The sequence below is a fragment of the Rhizobium alarense genome, assembly GCF_021555155.1.
Taxonomy (GTDB): Bacteria; Pseudomonadota; Alphaproteobacteria; order Rhizobiales; family Rhizobiaceae; genus Rhizobium_D; species Rhizobium_D alarense.
In genome coordinates this window covers 1-24,351 of the sequence record NZ_JAKGBU010000061.1, presented here as the reverse complement: position 1 = coordinate 24,351, position 24,351 = coordinate 1, and the positions used below count along the sequence as shown (strand labels likewise).

29 protein-coding genes and 2 tRNA genes are annotated in these 24,351 nt (G+C 65.9%); 26 read left to right on the top strand and 5 right to left on the bottom strand.

The features are described 5' to 3' along the window. Positions 1-24: 24 nt before the first annotated feature. Both LXM94_RS18105 and LXM94_RS18100 read right to left on the bottom strand, forming a co-directional pair. The gene (locus tag LXM94_RS18105; RefSeq protein WP_235772871.1) at positions 25-807 is read right to left on the bottom strand and encodes a transporter substrate-binding domain-containing protein; all 783 of its coding nucleotides are present in this window, start codon (positions 805-807) and stop codon (positions 25-27) included. A 29-nt stretch (positions 808-836) separates the two neighbouring features. Further along, a complete protein-coding gene (locus LXM94_RS18100; RefSeq protein WP_235772870.1) occupies positions 837-1,610 on the bottom strand; it encodes an ABC transporter ATP-binding protein in 774 nt (257 codons plus the stop codon). A 214-nt stretch (positions 1,611-1,824) separates the two neighbouring features. On the opposite strand from LXM94_RS18100, the gene LXM94_RS18095 reads away from it, so the two are divergent. From LXM94_RS18095 to LXM94_RS18080, 4 genes are read left to right on the top strand one after another with little or no spacing between them, the layout of a single operon-like run. Further along, complete coding sequence (locus tag LXM94_RS18095) at positions 1,825-2,703, top strand: dimethylarginine dimethylaminohydrolase family protein (protein WP_235772869.1); 879 nt, start codon at positions 1,825-1,827, stop codon at positions 2,701-2,703. A 19-nt stretch (positions 2,704-2,722) separates the two neighbouring features. Further along, complete coding sequence (locus tag LXM94_RS18090; protein WP_235772868.1) at positions 2,723-3,352, top strand: TetR/AcrR family transcriptional regulator; 630 nt, start codon at positions 2,723-2,725, stop codon at positions 3,350-3,352. A gap of 34 nt (positions 3,353-3,386) precedes the next feature. Then, complete coding sequence (locus LXM94_RS18085; RefSeq protein WP_235772867.1) at positions 3,387-4,577, top strand: pyridoxal phosphate-dependent aminotransferase; 1,191 nt, start codon at positions 3,387-3,389, stop codon at positions 4,575-4,577. After that, on the top strand, positions 4,574-6,178 hold the full coding sequence (locus LXM94_RS18080; protein WP_235772866.1) for a 5-guanidino-2-oxopentanoate decarboxylase: 1,605 nt from the start codon (positions 4,574-4,576) through the stop codon (positions 6,176-6,178). Before LXM94_RS18085 ends, LXM94_RS18080 begins: the two co-directional genes overlap by 4 nt. Before the next feature lie 86 nt (positions 6,179-6,264). Here the strand turns inward: LXM94_RS18080 and LXM94_RS18075 are convergent. Next, positions 6,265-6,339 (bottom strand) — tRNA-Thr (locus LXM94_RS18075). Between the two features lie 166 nt (positions 6,340-6,505). On the opposite strand from LXM94_RS18075, the gene LXM94_RS18070 reads away from it, so the two are divergent. The 15 genes from LXM94_RS18070 to LXM94_RS18000 all read left to right on the top strand — a co-directional run bounded on the left by LXM94_RS18070 (position 6,506) and on the right by LXM94_RS18000 (position 16,373). Beyond that, positions 6,506-6,706: a hypothetical protein gene (locus LXM94_RS18070; protein ID WP_235772865.1), complete on the top strand. Its 201-nt coding sequence runs from the start codon at positions 6,506-6,508 to the stop codon at positions 6,704-6,706. A 149-nt stretch (positions 6,707-6,855) separates the two neighbouring features. Beyond that, on the top strand, positions 6,856-8,148 hold the full coding sequence (murA, locus tag LXM94_RS18065) for a UDP-N-acetylglucosamine 1-carboxyvinyltransferase (RefSeq protein ID WP_235772864.1): 1,293 nt from the start codon (positions 6,856-6,858) through the stop codon (positions 8,146-8,148). Between the two features lie 79 nt (positions 8,149-8,227). Beyond that, on the top strand, positions 8,228-8,665 hold the full coding sequence (locus LXM94_RS18060; protein ID WP_235772863.1) for a DUF2948 family protein: 438 nt from the start codon (positions 8,228-8,230) through the stop codon (positions 8,663-8,665). A 41-nt stretch (positions 8,666-8,706) separates the two neighbouring features. After that, positions 8,707-10,005 carry a histidinol dehydrogenase gene (gene hisD, locus LXM94_RS18055; RefSeq protein ID WP_235772862.1) on the top strand — a complete coding sequence of 433 codons (1,299 nt, stop codon included), beginning with the start codon at positions 8,707-8,709 and terminating at the stop codon, positions 10,003-10,005. Positions 10,006-10,012: 7 nt separating this feature from the next. After that, positions 10,013-10,489, top strand: coding sequence for a UPF0262 family protein (locus LXM94_RS18050; RefSeq protein ID WP_235772861.1), 477 nt, complete (start codon positions 10,013-10,015; stop codon positions 10,487-10,489). Positions 10,490-10,494: 5 nt separating this feature from the next. Further along, positions 10,495-10,959 (top strand): arsenate-mycothiol transferase ArsC, encoded by a 465-nt coding sequence (locus LXM94_RS18045; protein WP_235772860.1) that lies wholly within the window; start codon positions 10,495-10,497, stop codon positions 10,957-10,959. 152 nt (positions 10,960-11,111) lie between these two features. Beyond that, positions 11,112-11,330 (top strand): translation initiation factor IF-1, encoded by a 219-nt coding sequence (infA, locus tag LXM94_RS18040; protein ID WP_007759621.1) that lies wholly within the window; start codon positions 11,112-11,114, stop codon positions 11,328-11,330. A gap of 31 nt (positions 11,331-11,361) precedes the next feature. Further along, the gene (locus LXM94_RS18035; RefSeq protein WP_235772859.1) at positions 11,362-11,982 is read left to right on the top strand and encodes a Maf-like protein; all 621 of its coding nucleotides are present in this window, start codon (positions 11,362-11,364) and stop codon (positions 11,980-11,982) included. Positions 11,983-11,985: 3 nt separating this feature from the next. Beyond that, positions 11,986-12,192: a DNA gyrase inhibitor YacG gene (gene yacG / locus LXM94_RS18030; protein ID WP_235772858.1), complete on the top strand. Its 207-nt coding sequence runs from the start codon at positions 11,986-11,988 to the stop codon at positions 12,190-12,192. Positions 12,193-12,363: 171 nt separating this feature from the next. Beyond that, positions 12,364-12,439 (top strand) — tRNA-Phe (locus tag LXM94_RS18025). A 209-nt stretch (positions 12,440-12,648) separates the two neighbouring features. Next, on the top strand, positions 12,649-13,398 hold the full coding sequence (locus LXM94_RS18020; RefSeq protein WP_235772857.1) for a DUF4145 domain-containing protein: 750 nt from the start codon (positions 12,649-12,651) through the stop codon (positions 13,396-13,398). A gap of 54 nt (positions 13,399-13,452) precedes the next feature. Continuing rightward, on the top strand, positions 13,453-14,409 hold the full coding sequence (locus LXM94_RS18015) for a pentapeptide repeat-containing protein (RefSeq protein WP_235772856.1): 957 nt from the start codon (positions 13,453-13,455) through the stop codon (positions 14,407-14,409). Positions 14,410-14,619: 210 nt separating this feature from the next. Further along, the gene (locus tag LXM94_RS18010; RefSeq protein WP_235772855.1) at positions 14,620-15,558 is read left to right on the top strand and encodes a sigma-70 family RNA polymerase sigma factor; all 939 of its coding nucleotides are present in this window, start codon (positions 14,620-14,622) and stop codon (positions 15,556-15,558) included. Further along, complete coding sequence (locus LXM94_RS18005) at positions 15,555-16,208, top strand: ChrR family anti-sigma-E factor (protein ID WP_235772854.1); 654 nt, start codon at positions 15,555-15,557, stop codon at positions 16,206-16,208. Before LXM94_RS18010 ends, LXM94_RS18005 begins: the two co-directional genes overlap by 4 nt. A 3-nt stretch (positions 16,209-16,211) precedes the next feature. Continuing rightward, positions 16,212-16,373 carry a hypothetical protein gene (locus LXM94_RS18000; RefSeq protein ID WP_235772853.1) on the top strand — a complete coding sequence of 54 codons (162 nt, stop codon included), beginning with the start codon at positions 16,212-16,214 and terminating at the stop codon, positions 16,371-16,373. 139 nt (positions 16,374-16,512) lie between these two features. On the opposite strand, the gene LXM94_RS17995 is transcribed toward LXM94_RS18000, so the two are convergent. Beyond that, positions 16,513-16,917, bottom strand: coding sequence for a DUF2177 family protein (locus LXM94_RS17995; RefSeq protein ID WP_235772852.1), 405 nt, complete (start codon positions 16,915-16,917; stop codon positions 16,513-16,515). 111 nt (positions 16,918-17,028) lie between these two features. On the opposite strand from LXM94_RS17995, the gene LXM94_RS17990 reads away from it, so the two are divergent. The 3 genes from LXM94_RS17990 to LXM94_RS17980 are packed head-to-tail and all read left to right on the top strand — an operon-like array spanning position 17,029 to position 19,693. After that, entirely contained in the window at positions 17,029-17,394 is a 366-nt protein-coding gene (locus LXM94_RS17990; protein ID WP_235772851.1) for a DUF2147 domain-containing protein, read from the top strand. Beyond that, positions 17,361-18,854 carry a cryptochrome/photolyase family protein gene (locus LXM94_RS17985; RefSeq protein ID WP_235772850.1) on the top strand — a complete coding sequence of 498 codons (1,494 nt, stop codon included), beginning with the start codon at positions 17,361-17,363 and terminating at the stop codon, positions 18,852-18,854. Before LXM94_RS17990 ends, LXM94_RS17985 begins: the two co-directional genes overlap by 34 nt. After that, positions 18,851-19,693 (top strand): DUF1365 domain-containing protein, encoded by an 843-nt coding sequence (locus tag LXM94_RS17980; RefSeq protein ID WP_235772849.1) that lies wholly within the window; start codon positions 18,851-18,853, stop codon positions 19,691-19,693. The genes LXM94_RS17985 and LXM94_RS17980 overlap by 4 nt, the downstream gene beginning before the upstream one ends. Before the next feature lie 22 nt (positions 19,694-19,715). Here LXM94_RS17980 and LXM94_RS17975 read toward each other — a convergent pair whose 3' ends face one another. After that, complete coding sequence (locus LXM94_RS17975) at positions 19,716-21,068, bottom strand: NAD(P)/FAD-dependent oxidoreductase (RefSeq protein ID WP_235772848.1); 1,353 nt, start codon at positions 21,066-21,068, stop codon at positions 19,716-19,718. Between the two features lie 93 nt (positions 21,069-21,161). Here LXM94_RS17975 and LXM94_RS17970 point away from each other — a divergent pair, with 93 nt between their 5' ends. From LXM94_RS17970 to LXM94_RS17960, 4 genes are all read left to right on the top strand, one after another. Next, positions 21,162-21,389 carry a hypothetical protein gene (locus tag LXM94_RS17970; RefSeq protein ID WP_235772847.1) on the top strand — a complete coding sequence of 76 codons (228 nt, stop codon included), beginning with the start codon at positions 21,162-21,164 and terminating at the stop codon, positions 21,387-21,389. 8 nt (positions 21,390-21,397) lie between these two features. Beyond that, on the top strand, positions 21,398-21,484 hold the full coding sequence (kdpF, locus tag LXM94_RS26310) for a K(+)-transporting ATPase subunit F (protein ID WP_408015662.1): 87 nt from the start codon (positions 21,398-21,400) through the stop codon (positions 21,482-21,484). Between the two features lie 18 nt (positions 21,485-21,502). After that, positions 21,503-23,212 (top strand): potassium-transporting ATPase subunit KdpA, encoded by a 1,710-nt coding sequence (kdpA, locus tag LXM94_RS17965; protein ID WP_235772846.1) that lies wholly within the window; start codon positions 21,503-21,505, stop codon positions 23,210-23,212. Between the two features lie 11 nt (positions 23,213-23,223). After that, positions 23,224-24,351 (top strand): HAD-IC family P-type ATPase (locus LXM94_RS17960; RefSeq protein WP_235772845.1); only part of this gene is annotated, 1,128 nt, incomplete at its 3' end.

The following is a 24,351-nucleotide window of genomic DNA, read 5'->3' as shown; positions in this document are numbered from 1 at the left end:
GGCAGGATGTGGAGACCGTCCGGATCAGCCGCCGTAGATGTCGAAGTCGAAGTACTTCTTCGAGAATTCGTCATAGGTGCCGTTCTCGCGGATCGCCTTGATGGCGGCGTTGATCTTGCCCTTGAGCTCGTCCTCGCCCTTGCGCAGGCCGACGCCGACGCCGGCGCCGAGGATCTCCGGGTCGTCCTTGACGTTGCCCTTCAGGTCGCAGCAGGCAGCCCCCTGTTCGGACTTCAGGAAGGCGTCGAGCGCGATCGAATCGGCCTGGACGGCGTCGATGCGGCCGGAGGCCAGATCGTTGTTCGCCTCGTCCTGCGTCTGGTATTCCTTCACCGTCGCGCCGTTCTCGCCGAAATACTTGGCGGCGTAGACCTGGTGGATGGTCGCGACCTGGACGCCGATCGTCTTGCCGGAAAGCCCTTCGGGCGTCGCTTCGAAGTCCGTGCCCTTCGGGCCGATCACGGCGGTCGGCGTGTTGTAGTACTTGTCGGAGAAGTCGATGGTCTGCAGGCGTTCGGGGGTGATCGACATCGAGCCGACGATCATGTCGATCTTGCTCGAGGTCAGCGCCGGGATGATGCCGTCCCAGGCGACGGGCGTGATCACGCAGTCGAGCTTGGCTTCGGCGCACATCGCCTTCATGAATTCCACTTCCCAGCCTTCCCAGTTGCCGGATGCATCCGGCGAGGTGAAGGGCGGATAGGGCTCGGCGGCAAAGCCGACGCGGACCTGCTGGGCGCTGGCGCCCGAGATGGCGGCAAGGCCGATCGCGGCGGCAAGAGCGATGGTCTTCAAGGCAGTCTTCATGGTCTTCCCTCTGTTGGTTATTTTTGGCTTCAGTGGATGGAACTGATGAACTTCTTCAGCCGCTCCGATTTCGGTGATCCGAAGATTGCGTCCGGCGGGCCTTGTTCCTCGATCTGGCCATTGGCGAGGAAGACGACATGGCTCGCGACGTTCCGGGCGAACTTCATCTCATGGGTCACGAGGATCATCGTGCGCTTCTCCCTGGCGAGATCGCCGATGACGGAGAGCACCTCGCCGACGAGTTCCGGGTCGAGTGCCGAGGTCGGCTCGTCGAACAGCATGACATGCGGCTGGACGGCGAGCGCGCGGGCGATCGCCGCACGCTGCTGCTGGCCGCCGGACAGGAAGGAGGGGTAGGCGTCGCGTTTCTCATAGAGGCCGACGCGCTTCAGGATCGTCTCGGCGCGGGAAACGGCCTCGTCCTTTCTGACGCCGAGCACATGGATCGGCGCCTCGATGACATTTTCGAGGATGGTCATGTGCTGCCAGAGATTGAAGCTCTGGAACACCATGCCGAGGCGGGAGCGGATGCGCTGGACCTGCTTGCGGTCGGACGGCATCTGGCCGCCGTGACCGTCCTTCTTCATGGCGATCGTCTCGCCGTGGATGGTGACCGTGCCCGCTGTCGGCAGTTCCAGCATGTTGATGCAGCGCAGGAAGGTCGACTTGCCGGAGCCGGAGCCGCCGATGATGGCGATGACGTCGCCCTCATGCGCGGTCAGCGAAATCCCCTTGAGAACCTCGAGCGGCCCGAAGCGTTTGTGCAGGCCCCTGACCGCGATTGCCTCGGCGCGTTCCGTCATCGCGGAGTGGACTCCGACGCACGGAAAATCGGTGCTTCGCACATGCCAAGGTTCCCCTGTTTTTCTTGTTGGCGCAGGCATCTTCGGCCCGTCACCGCTGTTCCATTTCTCCCATCGTGGCACTTGTGGAGTAATTATTCAAGCGTATAATAGCCATGACGCCGAATTTTCCGGCACCCCCGCCATCTGATCGTTTTTCCAGCAGGAGCACCGAATGACCGCCTACGGTTCGCAGGAAATGTCCGCCCCCCTGAAGCGCGTGCTGATGCGCCGGCCGGGGCCGAGCCTCGAGACGGCCGATCCGGCGAAATGGCACTACGGCCCGACCTTCGACGGCAGGAAGGCCGTCGGCCAGTATGCGGCCTTTGCCCGTCTGGTGGAGAAATCGGGCACGGAGATCCTCTGGCTCGACGATCATGGCGATGGCCTCGCCGACGCGATGTTCACCCATGACCCGTCGCTGATGTCCGATCACGGCGCGATCCTGCTGCGCATGGGCAAGCCGCTGCGCGTTGCCGAGACCGCGTTGCACGAGAAGGCCTATGCCGAACGGCAGATCCCGATCCTCGGCCGCATCGAGGCACCCGGCACCGTCGAGGGCGGCGACTGCATCTGGCTCGATGCGAAGACGCTCATCGTCGGCCGCGGCGTGCGCACCAACCAGGACGGTATCGACCAGTTGACGACGATGCTGGCGCCGCACGGCATCTCGGTTCTCGCCTACGACCTGCCGCTCTGGCAAGGCGAGGAGGCCTGCCTGCACCTGATGAGCGTGATAAGTCCGCTGGCCGGCGACCTGGCGCTCGTTTTCGCGCCGCTCTTGCCGGCGGCCTTCTACCAGTTCCTGAAGACGCGCGGCATCCGGCTGATCGAGGCGCCTGCGGACGAGTTCCACGCCAGCAACGGCCTGTCGCTCAACGTGCTGCCGACCCGCCCGAACGCGGTCATCATGGTCGAGGGATTCCCGAAGACCAAGGCCGCGATGGAGGCCGCCGGATGCACGGTCGAGACTTTCGAGGCGGATGCGCTCTGCATCGCCTGCGAGGGTGGGCCGACCTGCCTGACGCGGCCGGTGCTCCGGCGCGCGGCCTGATGGCGGAACAGGGGAGGCGATGACGCGACGAACCTTCCACCGGGCTCCCGAGGCCGAACGGCGTCATGACCTGATCGAGGCGACGCTCGACTGCATTGCGGAGTTCGGCCTCGAGGGGGCGACCGTGCGTCAGATCGCCGTCAAGGCGGGCGTGACGGCCGGGCTGATCCGGCATTATTTCCAGACGAAGGAGCACATCCTTCAGGAAGCCTATCGGGTGGTCATCGCGCGACTGACGGAAAAAGCGGAACGGGTGACCGGCGATCCGCAGACGCGGCTGCGCGACTTCATCGTCATCAACCTGACCGAACCCGTCACCAACAGCCGCAGCCTGTCGCTCTGGGCGGCCTTCATCAGCCGGGCCAGCGTCGATCCGGCGCTGGCGGCCATCCATCGCGAGGGCTATCTCGGCTTCCGCGATGCGCTTGAGGGGCTGCTGCACGACTTTCTGTCCGAGCGCGGCGCCGATGCATCGAAGGAACGCTGCCGGCACCTGGCGATTGCCGTCAACGGCCTGCTCGACGGACTTTGGCTCGAGGGCTGCCTGGCCGGGGAACTGTTTGAAAAGGACGAACTGGTCGATATCGCGCTGACCTCGATCGAGGCGCTGCTCGGCCAGACGATCGATCGCACGGGCCTTTCCGTGTGACCGGAAAATGCAACTGAAACACGGGAGGGCGCCGATGCGCTATGCATCCATCACGGGCCGTCTGGCCAATCTGGGGTCGGAAAAATGGGCGCTTCATGTGGAAGCGCGGCGCATGAAGGCATCGGGCGCCGACATTCTGGAACTCACCATCGGCGAACCGGACGTACCGCCGGATCCGAGCCTCTTTGCCGAGGCGATCCGCGCCATGCATGCGGGGCGATACCGCTATTCCAACGGTCGCGGCGAGCCCTCGATCGTCGATGCCCTGGTCCGCAAGTACCGGGCGCGGCGTGCGGATGTCACGAGCGAGAACGTGCTGTGTTTCCCGGGCACCCAGACGGCGCTCTTCGCCGTGATGCTGGGGCTCGTGGAAAAGGGCGATGCCGTGCTGGTCGGCGATCCGCTCTATGCGACCTATGAGGGCGTCATCCGCTCGACGGGCGCCGAGCAGGTCGCGGTTCCGCTGAAGCCCGAGCATGGCTTTCACATGCAGGCCGAGGACCTCGAAGCGGCGATCACGCCGGAGTGCCGGGTGCTGCTGCTCAACACGCCGCACAATCCGACCGGCGCCGTGCTCTCGGCAGAAGAAATCGCGGCGATCGGCGCGGTCTGCCGGAAGCACGACCTTTGGCTTGTCTGCGACGAGGTCTACGAGGAACTCGTCTTCGACGGCACCTTTGCCTCGCCCTTCGACGATCCGACGCTTGCCGAACGCACCATCGTCGTCTCGTCCATCTCCAAGTCCCATGCCGCGCCCGGCTTCCGCAGCGGCTGGGCGATCGGCCCGGCGGAGTTCTGCACGCGGCTGCTGTCTGTCTCCGAGACCATGCTCTTCGGCGGCCAGCCCTTCATCGCCGACATGACGGCCTATGCGCTCGACAATCCGATCACGACCTCGGCGGGCATGCGGCAGGCTTACCGCCGCCGCTCGCGGATGATCGCCGAGGCACTCGCCGCCGCACCGGGCCTCGTGCCGATCCCGCCGGAGGCCGGCATGTTCATCGTCGTCGATGTTGCCGGTACCGGCATGACCGGCGAGGACTTCGCCTGGATGCTGCTCAGAGAAGAGCATGTCGCCGTCATGCCCGGCTCGTCCTTCGGCAACGAGGCGGAAAATTTCATCCGGATGAGCCTGACGGTGCCGGACGACAAGATCGAGGAAGCTTGCCGCCGCATCGTCGGCCTCATCGGCCGGACCGGCCGCAAGCTGGAGCGCCGCGCATGACGACAAGGACGGTGGGAGAGGCGCTGATCGACCTGCTCGCGGTCAACGACGTCGAGGTGGTGTTCGGCATTCCGGGCGTGCACACGGTCGAGCTCTATCGCGGCCTTGCCGCATCGGCGATCCGCCACGTGACGCCGCGCCACGAACAGGGGGCGGGTTTCATGGCCGACGGCTACGCCCGCGTTTCGGGCAAGCCGGGGGTGGCGCTCGTCATCACCGGGCCGGGATTGACCAACACGATCACCGCCATGGCGCAGGCGCGGCAGGATTCCGTGCCGATCCTGGTGATTTCCGGCGTCAACCGGCGGGACTCGCTCGGCCATGGCCGCGGCCTGCTGCATGAATTGCCCGACCAGCAGGGCATGATGAAGACGCTGGCGCTCTACACGCACACGCTCCTCAATCCTGCGGATCTGCCGGCCGTGGTCGAGCGCGCCTTCGCCGTGCTGCTCTCCGGGCGCCCGGGGCCGGTCCATATCGAGATCCCGACCGACGTGATGGGAAAACCGATCGACCTCGGGACGCCGAAGCCGGCCGAGGCGACGCGTCCGCGTGCCGACGCCGAGCGGCTGCAGCACGCGGCGATCCTGTCGACCGAGGCGGCGCGTCCGGTGATCCTCTGCGGCGGCGGCGCGGTGTCGGCGGAGGACGGGATCCGGCGGATCGCCGAGCGCATCGGCGCTCCGGTGGTGACGACCGTCAATGCGCGCGGCATGCTGGCCGGCCATGCGCTGCGGGTGCCCGCGAGCCCGAGCCTCAAGTCCGTCCGTCGCCTGATCGCCGAAAGCGACCTCGTGCTCGCCTTCGGCACGGAACTGGGGCCGACCGACTACGACATGTATGTCGACGGGGGATTCCCGGCGCTCAAGGCGCTGATCCGGGTCGATATCGACGCCGCCCAGCTTGCACGCGGCCAGCAGGCTACCCTGCCGGTGCTGTCGAGCGCCAGGTCGGCCGCGGCCGGCATTCTCGGCTTTCTGGGCGATGGAAAGCCCCGGGACGGTTCGGCGCGTGCCGCCGCCGCCCGGAAGGCGGCGCTCGCAGAGCAGACGCCGAAGACCCGCGCCGAGATCGGCATCATCGACGCGATCTATGCCGCGCTGCCGGACGGGATCATCGTCGGCGATTCGACGCAGGCCGTCTATGCCGGCAACCTCTATTGCGACCCGCCGCGGCCGAAGAGCTGGTTCAATGCGGCGACCGGTTACGGCGCGCTCGGCTACGGCCCGCCGGCCGCCGTCGGCGCCGCTGTCGCGGCGCCGGATGCGCCGGTCGTCTGCCTCGTCGGCGACGGCGGCTTCCAGTTCTCGCTCGCGGAGATCGGGTCGGCCGCCGACATCGGCGCGCGCGTGATCTTCCTCGTCTGGAACAATGACGGCTACCAGGAGATCGAAAACCACATGGTGGAAAACGGCATCATGCCGGAAGGGGTGAGGCCGTCGGCACCGGACTTCCTGAAGGTCGCCGAAGCCTACGGCCTTCCCGCGCTGCGGCTCGACAGCGTGGACCGGCTTGGCGCCGCGCTGAAGGAGGCCGCCGCCCGCAAGGGCCCGAGCCTCGTTGAAATCCACCAGACAGCAACGAAGGGCGCCACGGCGTGAGCCGTGCCGCCGCCGCTTCGGCCCGGACGCAGCCAAAGGCATGGTCCAGCGAGAACCGCGCAGGGTATTTGTCATTTTCCGGGAAATGGTGCTGCTAGAGAGATTTGAACTCTCGGCCTCTCCCTTACCAAGGGAGTGCTCTACCCCTGAGCTATAGCAGCATCCGGCGACGCGGCGGATGTGATCGCGTCGAGCGAGGCGCCTATTGCCATAGTCTCCCGGGCCATGCAAGCCGCAACTCGGTTTTGCGGCAACAAAATTGGGGTCTTCGCCCGTCGCCGGGCGGGGGTGCTTTCCGGCCGGGCGGAATTTCGCTATGACGCGGACATGACAGAGCGGGATCGACATGGGCCGAAAGCCGGCGGCGCGGCGGCGAAGACGGAAGCCGAGCGGCGCGCGGAGCGGCTTGCAAAGACGCTGCGCGAGAACCTCGCACGGCGCAAGCAGCAGGCGCGCGCCCGGCGGTCCGGCGACGCCGACGAGACGACCGGCCTGCCTGCCGCAAAAACGGACGAATCCGCACGCTAGGTAGCAGGGCCGCCGGCAATCGCCGACCGATGGCGCCGCCGCGGACGTCCGCCGGCGGCAAGGCTTCTCTTTGTGCCGCACATGCTCTAAAGAGGCGCCTTCTGCGACAGACGGTTTTGGAAAGGCGGGCGTGGCGCCCGTAGGTGCACATGGATCGGATCAGGATTGTAGGCGGCAACGAGCTCAAGGGCGTCATTCCGATTTCCGGCGCGAAAAACGCCGCCCTGCCGCTGATGATCGCGTCACTTCTGACGGACGACACGCTGACGCTCGAGAACGTGCCGCACCTGGCCGACGTCGAGCAGCTCATCCGCATTCTCGGCAACCACGGCGCGGACATCTCCGTCAACGGCCGGCGCGAGCGCCAGAGCGAGGGCTATTCCCGCACGATCCACTTCACCTCGCGCAACATCGTCGACACGACCGCCCCCTACGAACTCGTCTCGAAGATGCGGGCGAGCTTCTGGGTGATCGGGCCGCTGCTGGCGCGCGAAGGCAGGGCGCGGGTTTCGCTGCCGGGCGGCTGCGCGATCGGCACGCGGCCGGTCGACCTCTTCATCGAGGCGCTGACGGCGCTCGGCGCCAGGATCGAGATCGACGGCGGCTATATCGACGCCACCGCGCCGGAAGGCGGCCTCGTCGGGGCCCGCTACACCTTCCCGAAGGTCTCGGTCGGCGCGACGCATGTGATGATGATGGCGGCGACGCTCGCCCGCGGCACCACCGTCATCGGCAATGCCGCCCGCGAGCCGGAAGTGCAGGATCTCGCCAAGTGCCTGAATGCGATGGGCGCCAGGATCACCGGCGCCGGCACGGCGACGATCACCATCGAGGGCGTCACGGCGCTCTCCGGCGCCCGCCACCGCGTGCTGCCCGACCGCATCGAGACCGGGACCTATGCCATGGCGGTGGCGATGGCCGGCGGCGACGTCATTCTCGAAGACACCGATTCCGCCCTTCTCGACACCGCGCTCGAGGCGATCCGCCGCGCCGGCGCCGAGATCACGCCGACGAACAACGGCATCCGGGTCGTGCGCAACGGCGCCGGCATCAAGCCGGTGGATGTCGTCACCGATCCCTATCCGGGCTTCCCGACCGACCTGCAGGCGCAGTTTATGGGCCTGATGACGAAGTCGGGCGGGGTCTCCCATATCACCGAGACGATCTTCGAGAACCGCTTCATGCACGTGCAGGAACTCGCCCGTCTCGGCGCGAAGATATCGCTGTCCGGCCAGACGGCGAAGATCGAGGGCGTGCAGCGGCTGCGCGGCGCGCCCGTCATGGCGACGGACCTGCGCGCCTCCGTCTCGCTCGTCATCGCCGGGCTTGCGGCGGAGGGCGAGACCATGGTGTCGCGCGTCTACCATCTCGACCGCGGCTTCGAGCGGCTCGAGGAAAAGCTCACCCGTTGCGGCGCCATCGTCGAGCGCGTCAGCGATTGACCGGCGCGACGGCGGCTGTTGCATGCGGGCCGGCATCGTCCTATCTCCTGTCCATCATCAGCCGACGGAAAGGACGAGAATGGACAGCCTGAAGCTCATGGCGCTCGACGCGGACGACCTCGCCGTCATTTCGGCGCATGTCCAGGACGCCGTCTGCAAGATCGCCGACCTCTCCTTCGACGCGCGCCACGGCGTGTTCTCGCTCGCGGTGAACCGCTTCGTGTGGGAAAAGGCCGACCGCCGCGGCAAGGGCTTCGAGCGCCGCCGCTCCGTCATCGCGTTCAAGCGGGTGAATGCCGTGCGCTCGATCGGCATCGACCGCAAGGACCGCGACGGCGTGCTGGCGCTGCTCGCCCTCCGCTTCGCGCCGAAGGGCGAGGGGCCGGACGGGACGGTCGAGATCGTCATGGCCGGCGACGCCGGGATCGCGCTCGATGTGGAATGCGTCGAAAGTCAGCTTGCGGATACGGGCGGAGCGTGGGAAACCACCTTGAAACCCCGCCATCCGGCGGATTGACGACGGGCCGGCCTTGCCGGCCTCCACAGGGATGACGTGACGTGGCAATCAGGCTCGACCGGCGCGACAGCGACTTCGAAACGCGTTTCGCGGCCTTCCTCACCACCAAGCGCGAGGTGTCCGAGGACGTGAACGCCGCCGCGCGAGCGATCATCGACGACGTGCGCGCCCGCGGCGATGCCGCGCTTGCGGACTATTCGCGGCGCTTCGACGGCCTCGATTTTGCGACGACCCCGATGCGCGTGGGCGCCGACGAGCTCGACGCCGCCCGGTCCGAGGTCGATCCGACCGTGATCGCCGCGCTCGAACTCGCCGCACGGCGCATCGAAAAGCACCACCGCCGGCAGCTTCCCAAGGACGACCTCTACGAGGACGAGATCGGCGTCGGCCTCGGCTCCCGCTGGACGGCGATCGACGCGGTTGGCCTCTACGTTCCGGGCGGCACGGCGAGCTATCCGAGTTCCGTGCTGATGAACGCGATTCCGGCCAAGGTCGCCGGCGTGCCGCGGGTCGTCATGGTCGTGCCCGCCCGCGCGGGGACGATCAATCCCGCGGTGCTCGCGGCGGCGCGCATCGCCGGCGTCGACGAGATCTACCGCATCGGCGGGGCGCAGGCGGTGGCCGCGCTCGCCTACGGCACGCAGACGATCGAGCCGGTGGCGAAGATCACTGGCCCGGGCAACGCCTTCGTCGCTGCGGCGAAGCGCCAGGTCTTCGGCACGGTCGGCATCGACATGATCGCCGGCCCCTCCGAGGTGCTGGTCATCGCGGACGCGGAGAACGATCCGGACTGGCTCGCCGCCGACCTGCTCGCCCAGGCCGAACACGACAGGGGTGCGCAGGCGATCCTGATCACCGACAGCGCGGCGCTCGCCGATGCCGTGGAGGCTGCGGTCGAGCGGCAGCTCCGGACGCTGGAGCGATCCGGGACGGCGGCGGACAGCTGGCGGGATTTCGGCGCCGTCATTCTCGTCGAAAGTCTGGAAGACGCCGTGCCGCTGGCCAACCGCATCGCCGCCGAGCATGTCGAGATCGCGACGGCCGATCCGGAGCACCTGGTCTCGAGGATCCGCAATGCCGGCGCCATCTTCGTCGGGCGCCACACGCCAGAGGTGATCGGCGACTATGTCGGCGGCTCCAACCACGTGCTGCCGACCGCGCGCTCGGCGCGCTTTTCGTCCGGTCTCTCGGTGCTCGACTACATGAAACGCACCTCGATCCTCCGGCTCGGCGCCGAACAGCTGAACGCGCTGGGGCCGGCTGCCGTCACGCTGGCGAAGGCCGAGGGCCTCGGCGCCCACGCGCGGTCCGTGTCGATCCGCCTCAATGCGGGGGGATGAGGCGTCGATGTCGTCGAAATCCCGCTATCGCCTCTCGGATGTGGTCCTGGACGAAACGATCGGACGGGCCACGCCGGACGTCGAGCACGAGCGGGCGGTGGCGATCTTCGACCTCATCGAGGAAAACAGCTTCGAGCCGCTCGGCCATCCGGGCGGTCCCTATCGCCTGCATCTCTCCCTGCTCGATTCCAGGCTGATCTTTGCGATCCGCAGCGAGAGCGGCGAGGACGTGGCGACCCACATCCTGTCGCTGACGCCGTTCCGGCGCATCGTCAAGGATTATTTCCTCATCTGCGAGAGCTATTACCAGGCGATCCGCTCCGCGACGCCGAGCCAGATCGAGGCGATCGACATGGGCCGGCGCGGCATCCACAACGAGGGCTCGCAGACGCTGATGGACAGGCTGGGCGGCAAGATCAAGCTCGACTTCGACACGGCCCGGCGCCTCTTCACGCTCGTCTGCGTGCTCTACTGGCGGGGCTAGCGGGCATGGCGAGCCCCGCGCCCGGCGAGACGACACCCGAGCGGCGGCTGCCGGGCTCCATCCTCTTCATGTGCCGCATGAATGCCGTACGCTCGCCGATGGCCGAGGTAATCGCGCGCAGCCTGCTGCCGGCCGGCACCTATGTCGCCTCCGCCGGCGTGCGGCCCGGCGAGCGTGATCCCTTCGTCGACGCGGTGCTCGCCGAGGTCGGGCTGACGCTCGGCCGGCACGGGCCGCATTCGCTGGACGAACTGGAGGACGACTATTTCGACCTGATCGTCACGCTGGCGCCCGAGGCGCATCACGCGGCCCTCGAACTGACGCGCGCCAATGCCGTCGACGTCATCTACTGGCCGACGCCGGACCCGACCGCCGCGACCGGTACGCGCGACCAGATCCTGTCGGCCTATCGCGAGGTGCGCGAGCACCTGAAGGGTCTGATCGAGCGGCGTCTGCTGGCGCCGCGCTAGCGCCGGAACGGCCGCTTTGCCGCCACCGTCCGGCCAATTGCAGAAAGCGGGACCGACGGTGTTCACAAAGGACCGGCGATTGTGTAGTTTCCGGCGAATTTTTCCGGCGGGCATTCCGCCTGCCCTCTCCAACACAGGAACATCGCTTTCAGATGGCTAAAGAAGAAGTCCTAGAATTTCCGGGCATCGTGACGGAACTGCTGCCGAATGCCACCTTCCGGGTGAAGCTCGAGAACGAACACGAGATCATCGCGCACACGGCGGGCCGCATGCGCAAGAACCGCATCCGCGTTCTCGCCGGCGACAAGGTTCTCGTCGAGATGACGCCCTACGACCTGACCAAGGGTCGCATCACCTACCGCTTCAAGTAGCCCGCGCCCGCAGCCGGCTTATCGAGGTTCCATGGCACTCGGCCACAAGCTCATCCTTGCTTCCGGTTCGCCGCGTCGCGTCGACCTGCTCGCCCAGGCGGGCATCGACCCCGCGCGGCTGATGCCGATGGACATCGACGAGACGCCGAAGAAGTCGGAGCATCCGCGCTCGCTCGCCCGCCGGCTCTCGACGGCCAAGGCGCAGGCGGCGCTCGCCGAGATCAAGGGCGATCCCGCCCATGTCGACAGCTACATCCTCGCCGCCGACACGGTGGTGGCCGTCGGGCGGCGCATCCTGCCGAAGACCGAGATGGTCGACGAGGCCTCGAGCGCGCTGCACCTGCTTTCCGGCCGCAGCCACCGGGTCTTCACCGGCGTCTGCCTGATCACCCCGGACCGCACGCTTCGCCAGCGCGTCGTCGACACCAAGGTCCGCTTCAAGCGGCTCTCCGGCCTCGACATCGAAAGCTATCTCGCCTCCGGCCAGTGGCGCGGCAAGGCCGGCGGCTACGGCATCCAGGGCATTGCCGGCAGCTTCGTCGTCAAGCTCGTCGGCTCCTACACGAATGTCGTCGGCCTGCCGCTCTACGAGACGCTGGCGCTGCTGACGGGCGAGGGGTTCGACGTGCATTACCGCTGGACGGAGGGCTGAGCGATGCCGGGCGAAGGCGAACGACCCGCCGCCAGGGTCGAGCCGCTGCGCAAGGCGCGCCCCTGCCCGGAATGCGGCCGGCCGTCGGTCCGCGAGCACTATCCGTTCTGCTCGTCGCGCTGCCGCGACGTCGATTTGAACCGCTGGCTTTCCGGCGCCTATGCGATCCCCGTCGCCGACGACGAGACGAAGCCCGACGACGATGAATGACCGTCTGCGGCGGGAAGAAAGGTCAATCTTTTCCGCAGCTTGACCCAATGCCATTTTTCCTTTGAAAAGATGTGGCTTGGGGCTGGACACATTCTCGCAAGATGCTATAACCCCGCTCGCTTCCGGGGCGAACACGCCCCAACGGGATTTCGCCCGCGAAATCCACCGGATGCCCGGATAGCTCAGTTGGTAGAGCAGCGGATTGAAAATCCGCGTGTCGGTGGTTCAAATCCGCCTCCGGGCACCATTCATTTAAGAAGCACAATCAACTACTTATCCCTTGCCCGATGCGATTGCGTCCAGCATTGCATGTTGCATCGTGTTGCAACTGATTTCCCTTGATTTTCAGTGGGTGCCAGCCACACTTGGCAAATCCGTGCAACATGAAATGCAACATGGGGGCCTGATTAATCGATGGCATTTCAATGGACCTGTCCGTTCTGCGGACACCACCAAATGGTTTCATCCGATAATCACCATCAAGAGGTGATACGACTTGAGGTTGGCGCGGCTCGTTTCCGAAATCCTGCGCTAATGTGCTCCGCAATTCGCTGCGTAAATCCGGAATGCAACGAACTGTATTTGGCGGCGAAACTCGGAAGCGGAGAAACTGGCTCAAGAGGTTGGTGGGAAATTGCCCGCGAGCGACAGACTTGGAGACTCCTGCCCGATAGCGCTTCGATTGCGCAACCCGACTACATTCCCGCTCCACTCCGTGAGGACTATTACGAGGCCTGCCTGATCCGGGACAAAAGCCCCAAGGCGTCGGCCACCCTCGCGCGCCGCTGCCTTCAGGGCATGATCCGAGATTTTTGCGACATCTCTAGACCGCGGCTGATCGAAGAAATCAGAGAACTACGAAGGCTGGTCGATTTGGGGCAGGCGCCGAAGGGCGTTGAAGTAGAGACCATAGATGCGATCGACGCCGTCCGGGATGTCGGCAACATCGGCGCTCACATGGAAAGGGACATCAGCCTCATCATCGATGTCGATCCCGGAGAGGCGCAAACACTCATTGAACTGATCGAGTTGCTTTTTCAGGATTGGTACGTTGCGCGCCACAAGCGTACACAACGTCTGCTCGCCGTCCGCGCCATGGCCGCGGAGAAACAGGCAGAAATTACGGCAGGCAGGGCGGAGATCGCGCAACAGAAGCTCTCTGCCGAAGCCGACGCAGTAGCCAGTGCCCAGGATCCGGAAACCTAAGGCGATACGTTCGTCAAAGGGTTAGCAATGTTCGTACCGACGTTGGGATGTTCAATGAAAATGACGCGAATGATTTCTTCACGAGCGCGGCGTGCACGAAAAGTCGTTAGTTCTATTGCAAGAGTGTCGCTTGCTGAGCCGGTAATTGTCTATTCTGCGTGTGTCCTCCTCGTCGGCGTTGTTATCGTTGCCATCATCTATGCTTTGGTCCCGAGTTGGCGCGATGACCTGCTTCCAGGCGCGTTCATCGAGTTTATTGGGATGCTGTTTGATGTCCTGATATTCGGTATCATCGTCGCATTTTTTGTTCGCAGACTTGAGCGCCGAAATGACCGCCAGCGGCAACAGGAGATCATTGACGATTTCAAGAAGTGGGATACCGAGGAGGGAAAGCTGCGAATTGCCGGTGCTGTCCGCCGCATGAACAGGCTGGGTGCAACCAAAATTGACTTCTCTGGTATCACCTTGTCCAATTTTTCTTTCTCAGATCAGGATATCGAGAACATTAGCGGGGCATTGTTCTACGCAGGTGACTGGGGAACCGGTAGCCGATCAGAGATGAGATTGGAGGCTGTAGATTTCAGCTTTGTCGATTGCCGCTGCGTAGTTTTCTCCAAGTGCAATCCGTTAGACGTGTTTGGCGGTACTTACGTGGTGGCCCTCTTAAAAGATTGTAGCTTCAGGTACGCTAAACTGGTGAAAGCAGTGTTCAAAGGCGCTCATTTGGAGTGGACCCAAGAGCACCCCGAGGATCTATGGACTTGGCAGGACGACGCTGATGGGCTTTCCCACGTGCAGACACATTTTCCGCCTTTTTACAACGCAGATTTAGAAGGAGCGACATTTGCCGACGCGAATTTTAAGAATGCAGACTTCCGGATGGCTATCGGCATATTAGACTGCGATTTCACCGGAGCGAAGGGCCTAGAGAATTGTCTATTTGACGATGAGGAGACTAAGACAGCTGTCCTCGATAAGGCGAAAGCTTCAAAAACTGTTAAAGCTCATTGAATTTCCATCTCCAATGCCCCGAAGACAAAAAGACGCCCCCGCCGCGATACACGGCGAGGGTACATTTTTTGCCAGTGGAGATTATGGCTGCTGGTGATTCTTTCACTATGCCGCGCCGATGTCCAGCGCGGTTAGCGCATGATCTTGATGCGAAGGGCACAAGAACCCGCTTGACGTGCCGGACTTGAACTCGGCCTCCTGACCGCAGGTATGTTCGGCCGGACCATCCTGATCTCCGCCGAGTTACACGATCTCCTTCCGGCGGACACGCACAGCCTGTTCCGGGAGACCGGTACATGCGCGCTGAAGGGCGTGGCGGCAGACAGGATGCCGTTCTCTCCCCGGAGCGATGGTCGAAAGGATGGCCGGACACCACGCGCCCGTGATCGCCTGCCAGGAAATACAGGTGCGCGCGCCCGCGCTTTTCGCTATCGTCGCAACGTTTGCGGCCGGTGCGGGTTTCGATGCGCTCCCGTGATCCGGCGGCGGCACGATGGCGTACAAGGGTTCATGAATGAGGCATCTGAGCATCTTGTTGCAGAGCGGAGCTGGGCCGTTCCCGCGGGCCGGCGTTTGGGCATCGTGAGGGACGGCGAGAACCCCTCGGTGCCGACGCCCGGGGACCTGATCCGGTGTGTCGCGGCGGTTGCCGCGGAGCGGGACCGCGCGGCCTTCGCGGCGCTCTTCCGCTATTTCGGACCGCGCCTGAAGACCTTCTTCCTGCGGGGCGCGCTGCCGGCGGCGGTTTCCGAGGACCTGGTACAGGAAACCATGCTCGCGGTGTGGCGCAAGGCGCAGTCGTTCAATCCGGAGCGGGCGGGCGTGACGACGTGGGTCTTCACCATTGCCCGCAACCTGCGCATCGATCATCTGCGACGCCAGCGCAATCCGGCCGACCTGCCGTGCGAACCCGAGGAGGAGATGCGGACGGTGGAGGCGCTGCTTCTCGACGGCGAACGGGACCTCAGGGTCCGCAATGCGCTCGCGGGGCTCTCGCCGGAGCAGCAGACCATCATCCGGCTCTCCTATTACGGAGAGAAGTCGCAGAGCGAGATCGCCGGGGAACTCGGCATTCCGCTCGGCACCGTGAAATCCAGAACGCGCCTGGCAATGAACCGGCTGCGCGCCCTGTTGGAAGACGAACGATGACGATTTCCCACCACCCGACCGACGAGACGCTGATGCGGTATGCCGCCGGCACGCTGGCGGCCGGGCCGGCGATCGTCGTCGGGGCGCATCTGGCGGCATGCCCCGTCTGTCATGCGCGCGTCCGGGGCTTCGAGGCTCTCGGCGGCGCCATTCTGGCGCAAACCGAGCCGACGCAGCTTTCGCCGAGCGCGCTCAGCGATGTGCTCGCCAGGATCGATGCGGAGGAGGGCATTCCGCAGCCGCCGCGCCGCGAGCAGAAACCCGCGGAGATCGACGGTGTGCGGCTTCCCGATTCGCTGCGGGGCTGCGGCATCGGCCGCTGGCGCTGGATCGGTCCCGGCATGCGCATGAGCCGCATCGGCGTGCCGCACGATCCGGACGCCACCGTGATCATGCTTAGGGTCGGGCCAGGCCGCGCGCTTCCCGACCACGGCCATGTCGGCACCGAATTCACCTATATCGTCTCCGGTTCCTTCACCGACCGGTTCGGCCGGTTCCTGCCGGGCGACCTCGCCGAGATGGACGAGGACGTGGAGCACCAGCCGGTCGTCGATCCCGGCGAGGAGTGCATCTGCATTGCTGCGCTGGAGGGCAAGATGCGCTTCAACAGCCTCATCGGCCGCCTGATCCAGCCGATCGTCGGGTTGTGACCCATGCCGGCGGCGGCCCTGTTCCCCGCCGTTGCCATCTGCCTGTCGCGCGTCACGGCACTCGCCTGGCGGGCCGTCGTGCGTGGCGCGAAATCCGGCCGGGTGGATGCAGTCTGGTCCTTTCTCGTCGGCGCGGCAGGCGTCGCCGCCGCGCCGTCGCGGTGATCGCCTGCCTCTGGGGGCTGCGGCTCGGCCTGCGTCGCCTGTGGCGAAACCGAATATGCTGCGCTTGTTCGCTCGACGCTTTCAGCGCCGCGACGCTCGCCACCTCGTCTTCTCCAACGCCATGGCGGCGTGCGAGCGCTCAGATGGCGATGTTCCGTGCGGCAAGGAACCCGGCTGAAGCGCCCGCGGTGGTGACGACCATGCCCCACACCATGTCGGCAAGCGTGACGGCAAGCGGCCAGTCGCGCAGCGTCGCGTGATTGGTGAGGTCATAGGTGGCATAGGCGACGAGACCGAGTACGGCTCCGTTCAGCGCGGCCTTGGAAAGCCCGCCGCCGGCAAGCGCCGGGAGGACGGCGAAGAAGACGATGCCGGCACTATAGATGAGGTAGAAGGCGATCGCCGGCGCCACGTGGACCTGTGGCGCAAGCTTGTCGCCGAGCAGCGGACGATAGAGCGTGCCCGCCATGGTGGTCAGCCAGATCGCATCGGCGATCAGAAAGACGAGGCCGGCGGCCAGGTAGGCGACAATTACCGTTTTCAAAGCTCTTCTCCCGGCCACTCGGAAACATCTACGCGCCGTCCCGTGTTTCGGATCACGGGTGAACCGAACGGGAGCGTCCGGCGTATTGAGCAGGTAACGAGGAATAAGGCCATGACGAAACCGGCACCTCCGATGCCGGCCGTCGCCCTCTTCGCAGGGCCGGCGGCTTTTGCGCCGCAATCTCCCGACCCGAGCGGCGTTTGGGTGCGCGACGATGGCATCGCGCGCTGCGGGGGAGACATCTGCGCGACGAACCTGTGGATCCGTGATACGGGCAAGGGCGAAGCGGTCGGCGACCGGCTGGTCATGTCGCTCGCATCCAAGGCGGCGGGCCGGCTCGCCGGCACCGCCTATGATCGGAAGCGTGACCGCACCGATGCGATCACGCTCGACGTGACGCAGAACCGGCTTCTGACGCGCGGCTGCGTGCTGGGCGGACTCCTATGCCGAAACGCAAGCTGGACACCGGTGAATTGACGAGCGGCAAAACCACCGACGAACGGCCGACGCTGGTCCTTTATCGCAATGACCTTCGCATAGCGGACAATGGCGCGCTTGCGGCGGCGGCGGATCGCAGGAGACCGGTGATCGCCGCCTATATCCTCGACAAGGAGAGCGAGGGCATGCGTCCGCCGGGCGGCGCCTTCCGCTGGTGGCTGCATCGGTCGCTGGTTACGCTCGGGAAAGACCTCGCCGACCTGGGAATCGTTCTCGTTTTGCGCCGGGGCCCCATGCGTGCCGCGGTGGAGGCCCTGGTGTCGGAAAGCGACGCGGATGCCGTCTTCTGGAACCGCCGCTACGAGCCGGTCGCCGTCGAGGCCGACATGGACATGAAGCGGAACCTGCGCAACCGGGGCCTGCATGCCGAAAGCTTCGCGGGACAGCTTCTGCACGAGCCGCATCGGCTGAAGACCGGCGCCGGCGCGTTCTACAAGGTCTTCACCCCCTTCTGGAACGCGCTGCATGCCGGCCCCGAGCCGCGCGACCCGATCGACCGCCCGCGTAAGCTCCCTGGCTACGCCGGCCGGCTCGAGACGGAGGCGCTGGACGACCTGCTGCCGCTTCCCGCCAGACCCGACTGGGCCGGCGGATTGCGCGAGACGTGGACGCCGGGCGAGGCCGGGGCGACCGCGCTGCTGTCCGAATTCCTCGCCGAGGGGCTTCATGGCTATGCCGAAGGGCGGGACCTGCCCGGTGAGGCCTTCACATCCCGTCTCTCGCCGCATCTGGCGCATGGCGAGATAACGCCCTTCCAGGTCCTCGCGGCACTGAAGACTCATGCGGGCGAGGCCGATGGCGCGGACGTCCTGACGTTCCGCAAGGAGATCGCCTGGCGCGAGTTCTGCTACCACCTGCTCTTCCACAATCCGCGTCTGCATACCGACAATTTCCAGTCCGCATTCGACGCCTTTCCCTGGCGGTCGGACAAGGCGGCGCTTCGTGCCTGGCGGCGCGGCACGACCGGCTATCCGATGGTCGATGCGGGAATGCGTGAGCTGTGGCAGACCGGCACGATGCACAACCGCGTTCGCATGATCGCCGCCTCCTTCCTGACGAAGCACCTGCTCATCGACTGGCGGCAGGGCGAGCTATGGTTCTGGGACAGGCTGGTGGATGCGGACCTGGCGAGCAACCCGGCCAACTGGCAATGGGTTGCCGGCTGCGGCGCGGACGCCGCGTCCTATTTCCGCATCTTCAACCCCGTCACGCAGGGCGAGAAATTCGACGGCGGGGGCGCCTATGTCCGTCGCTTCGTGCCCGAACTGGCGGAACTGCCGGACAAGTACCTTCACCGGCCCTGGGAGGCGCCGGCCGCGGTGCTGACGAAAGCAGGGGTACGGCTCGGCGAAACCTATCCCGGGCCGATCGTCGATCACGCGAAGGCCCGGCAACGGGCGCTTGCCGCCTATGCCTCCGCGAAGGGGGAAACACCATGAGCGGCGGCCGCATCACCACCATGGCGGAAAACGGTCCGCCGCCGCTCGAGGCCGGGACGCTCTATCCTGGCAAGGTCATGCATCAGCGGCTGAAACCGTTCGGCCACCGCTTCTCCTATTCCGTTTTTTCTCTCCTGGTGGATGTCGACCGGCTCGATGCGCTCGGCCGCATGTCGTGGCTGCTTTCGGTCAATCGCGCCGGCGTCTTCTCCTTCCGCGAGAGCGATCACGTGGAGCGCCAAGGCGAGACGTTGCGGGACTTCGCCGATAGGCTGCTGCGTCAGGCGGGCCTTGCCGAACGCGCGAACCGGATCCTGCTCCTCGCCTATCCGCGGCTCTTCGGCTATGTCTTCAACCCGATCTCGGTCTATTTCGCCTATGACGCGGCCGGCCGGCCGGTCGCGCTGCTCTATGCGGTGCGCAACACGTTCGGCGAGCGCCACACCTACGTGGCGCCCGTCGAGCCGGGGGAGGCAGGACCGGCCGGCGTCCGGCAGACCCGGGCCAAGCTTTTCCATGTCTCGCCGTTCGTCGCCATGGATGCGCGCTATCACTTCCGGGTCCTGCCGCCGGGCCGGACGGTACGGCTGCGCATCCACGAAACGGCAGACGGCGCGCCGCTGCTGGCGGCGACCTTCAACGGCGACGCCCGGCCGCTCGACAGCAGGAGCCTGGCTGGCTGCCTCGTGCGTTTCCCGTTCATGACGCTGAAGGTGATGGCGGGCATCCACTGGGAGGCGCTGAAACTCTGGCTGAAAGGCGCTGCCTTTCACCGCAGCCCGCCGCCGCCGCCGAGCGCGAGCTTTCGCGACGGACGCGTCCCCGAAGCGCATCGCTGACGCCGGCGGCCGGCGGAGCCGATCAGGCCGTCATGCTTTCCCGAGGGACGGCAACCGGCCGGCGCACGATGCGGGCACTGTCCTGGCGCACTTGCCAGGGCCGGCGCAGGCCGCCGAGGTCTTCGGCCACCGCAAGCCCCGCCTGCAGGCCGTCCTCGTGGAACCCGGATCCGAAATAGGCACCGCAGAACCATGTCCGTTGCGCCCCCTGAAGCGACCAGAGCTCCTGTTGGGCCCGATCCGCCGCGGTATCGAAAACCGGATGCTCGTAGCTCTCGCGCCGGATCACCAGATCCGCGCGCGGCTCGCGGCACGGGTTGAGCGTGACGAAGGTGGGGGGAGCGGAGCCGAGCGGCTGCAGCCGGTTCATCCAGTAGGTGACCGATGGATGCGGCATCCCGTTGCCGGCGGCCGTGATGTAGTTCCAGCTCGCCCATGCGGCCCGCCGCACCGGCATGAGCGCCGGATCGGAATGCAGCACGGCCTCGTTGCGCGAATAGCGGAACGATCCGAGGATCCGCCGCTCATCGCGTGTCGGGTCGGCAAGCAGCCGGAGTGCCTGGTCGGCATGGGTGGCGATCACCACGTCGTCGAAACGGTGCGATGCGCCCGTGCCGTCCAGCACCTCGACGGACGTGTCGAGGCGGCGGATCGACCGGACGGGCGTGGAGAGCCGGATGCCGTTCTCGTAGCCCGCGGTGATGCGCCTGACATATTCCAGGCTGCCGCCCTGCACGGTGCGCCAGTCCGGGCGACCCCAGAGGTCGAGCAGGCCGTGGTTGCAGCAGAAGCGGACGAAGCTCGACGCGGGATAGAGGCCCACCTCGAGGGCCGGGGTCGACCAGATCGCCGCGGCCATCGGGTAGAGATGATCCTCGCGAAAAGCCCTGCCGTAGCCGTTCCGCCCGAGGTAGTCGTCAAGCGACAGCGAGCCCATGGTCGGCAGGTCGCGCGGCGCCCGGCGGTAGAAGCGCAGGAGATCGCGGATCATCGACCAGAAGCGCAGGCTGACCAGATTGGACCGCTGGGCAAGAATGCCGAGACCCGTGCCGCCGGAATATTCATAGGCACCGTCGTCGAGCGAAACCGAGAAGGACATGTTGGACGGGGCCGTCGGCACGCCGAGCAGCCGGAACAGGGCCGTGAGGTTCGGATAGGTCACCTCGTTGTAGACGATGAATCCGGTATCGACCGCGACCGGTCCCGCCTTGCTTTCGATGGTGACGGTATTGCTGTGCCCTCCCAGCCGGTCGGCGGCCTCGAAGAGGGTCACGTCATGCCGGCGGGCCAACAGCCAGGCGGCCGACAATCCGGAAATCCCGCTGCCGACGACCGCGATCCTCAGGCGCCCTGTGTCGCTGGGTCGGATTCGCATCACCACCGATCTCTCTTTCGCAAATGCAGCTCGTCGCTATGGCTGCTTTTACGCAGGCGCGGACGAAGCGGTTTCACCGGCTCTGCATTTTTCGTGATTTTCTCGACGGCACCGGCGGTCGGGCGGCGATGGCGCTGTGGTCTTTATATTTTCCTTATCCCGTTCGGCCGTCTTCCCAATCGAAACCTGACCCGATGCGGGTGCATCGTCCGGCACTGCAACAACCGGAGATTCGAAATGTCCGACCTCGTCTTTCTCGCGCTCGGCGCGGGCACGCTCTTCGTGCTGGCGCTCTATGCCCGCGCGCTGGGCGGCCTGTAGGAGGCGCAATGATCGAGCCTCTCATCGGCCTCGCCGCCGTGGCAGCCCTTGCCGTCTATCTCGTTGTGACGCTGCTGCGTCCCGAGCGATTCTGAATTCCAGGGAGAACCATCATGTCCCTCATCGGGTGGCTGCAGATCGGCCTCCTCTTCCTCGCCGTGCTCGTCGTCGTGAAGCCGCTCGGGCTCTACATGGCGCAGGTCTTTTCCGGCGAACGTACATTCCTTTCGCCCGTCCTCGCACCCGTCGAGCGCGGGCTCTACCGCCTGTCCGGCGTGGATGAACGCAAGGAGCAGGGCTGGCTCGCCTATACGCTCGCCATGCTCGCCTTCTCGATGGCCGGCTTCGTCGCGCTCTACGCGATCCTCAGGCTCCAGGCTGTCCTGCCGCTCAACCCGCAGGGCTTTTCCAACGTTCCGCCGGACCTCGCCTTCAACACCGCCGTCAGCTTCGTCACCAACACGAACTGGCAGAACTACGGCGGCGAGACGACGATGAGCCATTTCAGCCAGATGGCCGGGCTCACGGTGCAGAACTTCGTTTCGGCGGCGACCGGCATGGCGCTCGCCATCGCTCTCACCCGCGCACTGGCTCGTTCGCAGGCGGCGACGCTCGGCAACTTCTGGGTCGACCTGACGCGCGCAACGCTCTACGTGCTGCTGCCGATCGCCGTCGTCGTCGCCCTCGTCTTCGTCGCCATGGGCCTGCCCCAGACGCTCGACGCTTCGGTCACGGCCACGACGCTCGAAGGCGCGCAGCAGACGATTGCGCTCGGGCCGGTTGCCAGCCAGGAGGCGATCAAGCAGCTCGGCACGAACGGCGGCGGTTTCTTTAACGTGAATGCCGCCCATCCTTTCGAGAATCCGAGCGCGTTCTCGAACTATCTCAACATCTTCGCGATGCTGTCGATCTCGGCGGCGCTCGTTTATACCTTCGGCCAGATGGTCGGCAGCCGTCGCCAGGGCTGGGCCTTCCTTGCGGCCATGGCGATCCTGCTCGTCGCCGGCGTCGGCGCCGTCTATTGGGCGGAGACGAACGGCAACCCGATCCTGACGGCGCTTGGCGTCGATCCGGCCCTTGGCAACATGGAGGGCAAGGAAGTCCGCTTCGGACAGGCGATGACGGCGCTCTATGCGGCCGTGACGACCGGTCTGTCGGATGGCGGTGTCAACGGCATGCATGGTTCCTTTACCGGGCTCGGCGGGCTCGCGCCGATGTTCCTCATCCAGCTCGGCGAAGTGCTGCCGGGCGGCGTCGGCTCCGGCCTCTACGGCATGGTCGTCTTCGCCGTGCTCTCCGTCTTCGTCGCCGGTCTCATGGTCGGCCGCACGCCGGAATTCCTCGGCAAGAAAATCGAAGGCCGCGAGATGAAATATGCGATGCTCGCCGTCCTGATCCTGCCGACCGCGATCCTCGGATTCACCGCCGTTTCCGCCATGCTGCCCTTTGCGGTGGCGAGCGTCGGCATGGCCGGCCCGCACGGCCTGTCGGAGATCCTCTATGCCTACACGTCGGCCGCCGGCAACAACGGCTCGGCCTTCGGCGGACTGACCGGCAACACGCCCTGGTACAACACGACGCTCGGCATCGCCATGCTGCTCGGCCGCTTCGGCTACGTCGTGCCCGTCATGGCGATCGCCGGTTCGCTGGCCGCGAAGGTGAAGATACCCGCGTCAAAGGGTACCTTCCCGACCGACGGTCCGCTCTTCGTCGGTCTCCTGATCGGCATCATCCTTATCCTCGGCGGGCTGCAGTTCTTCCCGGCGCTCGCCCTCGGCCCCATCGTCGACCACCTCGCGATGCTCGCCGGCCAGACGTTCTGAAGGATTTTGCAATGTCCCACAAACCCGTGGCTCCCAGTCTCGTCGACCCGGCCATCCTGCTTCCGGCGATGAAGGATGCCGTCGTCAAACTCGACCCGCGCCGGCTGGTCCGCAATCCGGTCATCTTCGTCACCGAGGCGGTGGCGGCGATCGTCACCCTGTTCTTCGTGCGCGACCTCGTCGCCAATGCCGGCGACGCATCATTTTCGGGCCAGATCGCCGCCTGGCTCTGGTTCACCGTGCTCTTCGCGACTTTCGCAGAGGCCGTCGCGGAGGGGCGGGGCCGCGCCCAGGCCGACAGCCTGAAGCGGACCAAGTCCGAGCTCGTCGCCAACCGCCTCGCAAACGGCGGGGGACTGGAGGTCATCCCTGCCGCAACGCTGCGGATCGGTGATGTCGTCCTCGCCAAGGCCGGCGAGCTCATTCCCGGCGACGGCGAGGTGATCGAGGGCGTCGCCTCGGTCAACGAGAGCGCCATCACCGGTGAATCCGCCCCGGTGATCCGCGAATCCGGCGGCGACCGCTCGGCCGTCACCGGCGGCACGCAGGTGCTTTCCGACTGGATCAAGGTACGCATCACCGTTGCGCCGGGCTCCAGCTTTGTCGACCGCATGATCGCGCTCATCGAGGGCGCCCAGCGCCAGAAGACGCCGAACGAAATCGCGCTGTCGATCCTCCTTTCCGGGTTGACGCTCGTCTTCCTGATTGTCGTCGTCAGCGTCTGGGGTCTCGCCGGCTATTCCGGCACGGTCCTGTCGATCACCGTCCTCGCCGCCTTGCTCGTCACGCTGATCCCGACGACGATCGGCGGCCTGCTCTCGGCGATCGGCATCGCCGGCATGGACCGGCTCGTCCGCTTCAACGTCATCGCGACCTCCGGCCGGGCGGTCGAGGCGGCGGGCGACGTGGACACGCTGCTTCTCGACAAGACGGGCACCATCACCTTCGGCAACCGCATGGCCTCCGACTTCGTACCCGTCTCCGGGGCCACGGCGCCGGACGTCGCGGAAGCCGCGCTGCTCGCGAGCCTTGCCGATGAGACCCCGGAAGGCCGCTCGATTGCGGCGCTCGCGACCGGCGAATTCGGTCTTCAGACGCCGGATGTCGCGGTGGATACGGTCGTACCCTTCGCCGCGGAA

Coding starts and splice junctions, on each gene's coding strand:
- LXM94_RS18105 (WP_235772871.1), bottom strand. CDS start 807: ATGAAGACTGCCTTGAAGACCATCGCTCTTGCCGCCGCGATCGGCCTT.
- LXM94_RS18100 (WP_235772870.1), bottom strand. CDS start 1,610: ATGACGGAACGCGCCGAGGCAATCGCGGTCAGGGGCCTGCACAAACGC.
- LXM94_RS18095 (WP_235772869.1), top strand. CDS start 1,825: ATGACCGCCTACGGTTCGCAGGAAATGTCCGCCCCCCTGAAGCGCGTG.
- LXM94_RS18090 (WP_235772868.1), top strand. CDS start 2,723: ATGACGCGACGAACCTTCCACCGGGCTCCCGAGGCCGAACGGCGTCAT.
- LXM94_RS18085 (WP_235772867.1), top strand. CDS start 3,387: ATGCGCTATGCATCCATCACGGGCCGTCTGGCCAATCTGGGGTCGGAA.
- LXM94_RS18080 (WP_235772866.1), top strand. CDS start 4,574: ATGACGACAAGGACGGTGGGAGAGGCGCTGATCGACCTGCTCGCGGTC.
- LXM94_RS18070 (WP_235772865.1), top strand. CDS start 6,506: ATGACAGAGCGGGATCGACATGGGCCGAAAGCCGGCGGCGCGGCGGCG.
- murA (WP_235772864.1), top strand. CDS start 6,856: ATGGATCGGATCAGGATTGTAGGCGGCAACGAGCTCAAGGGCGTCATT.
- LXM94_RS18060 (WP_235772863.1), top strand. CDS start 8,228: ATGGACAGCCTGAAGCTCATGGCGCTCGACGCGGACGACCTCGCCGTC.
- LXM94_RS18050 (WP_235772861.1), top strand. CDS start 10,013: ATGTCGTCGAAATCCCGCTATCGCCTCTCGGATGTGGTCCTGGACGAA.
- LXM94_RS18045 (WP_235772860.1), top strand. CDS start 10,495: ATGGCGAGCCCCGCGCCCGGCGAGACGACACCCGAGCGGCGGCTGCCG.
- infA (WP_007759621.1), top strand. CDS start 11,112: ATGGCTAAAGAAGAAGTCCTAGAATTTCCGGGCATCGTGACGGAACTG.
- LXM94_RS18035 (WP_235772859.1), top strand. CDS start 11,362: ATGGCACTCGGCCACAAGCTCATCCTTGCTTCCGGTTCGCCGCGTCGC.
- yacG (WP_235772858.1), top strand. CDS start 11,986: ATGCCGGGCGAAGGCGAACGACCCGCCGCCAGGGTCGAGCCGCTGCGC.
- LXM94_RS18020 (WP_235772857.1), top strand. CDS start 12,649: ATGGTTTCATCCGATAATCACCATCAAGAGGTGATACGACTTGAGGTT.
- LXM94_RS18015 (WP_235772856.1), top strand. CDS start 13,453: ATGAAAATGACGCGAATGATTTCTTCACGAGCGCGGCGTGCACGAAAA.
- LXM94_RS18010 (WP_235772855.1), top strand. CDS start 14,620: ATGTTCGGCCGGACCATCCTGATCTCCGCCGAGTTACACGATCTCCTT.
- LXM94_RS18005 (WP_235772854.1), top strand. CDS start 15,555: ATGACGATTTCCCACCACCCGACCGACGAGACGCTGATGCGGTATGCC.
- LXM94_RS18000 (WP_235772853.1), top strand. CDS start 16,212: ATGCCGGCGGCGGCCCTGTTCCCCGCCGTTGCCATCTGCCTGTCGCGC.
- LXM94_RS17990 (WP_235772851.1), top strand. CDS start 17,029: ATGACGAAACCGGCACCTCCGATGCCGGCCGTCGCCCTCTTCGCAGGG.
- LXM94_RS17985 (WP_235772850.1), top strand. CDS start 17,361: ATGCCGAAACGCAAGCTGGACACCGGTGAATTGACGAGCGGCAAAACC.
- LXM94_RS17980 (WP_235772849.1), top strand. CDS start 18,851: ATGAGCGGCGGCCGCATCACCACCATGGCGGAAAACGGTCCGCCGCCG.
- LXM94_RS17975 (WP_235772848.1), bottom strand. CDS start 21,068: ATGCGAATCCGACCCAGCGACACAGGGCGCCTGAGGATCGCGGTCGTC.
- kdpF (WP_408015662.1), top strand. CDS start 21,398: ATGATCGAGCCTCTCATCGGCCTCGCCGCCGTGGCAGCCCTTGCCGTC.
- kdpA (WP_235772846.1), top strand. CDS start 21,503: ATGTCCCTCATCGGGTGGCTGCAGATCGGCCTCCTCTTCCTCGCCGTG.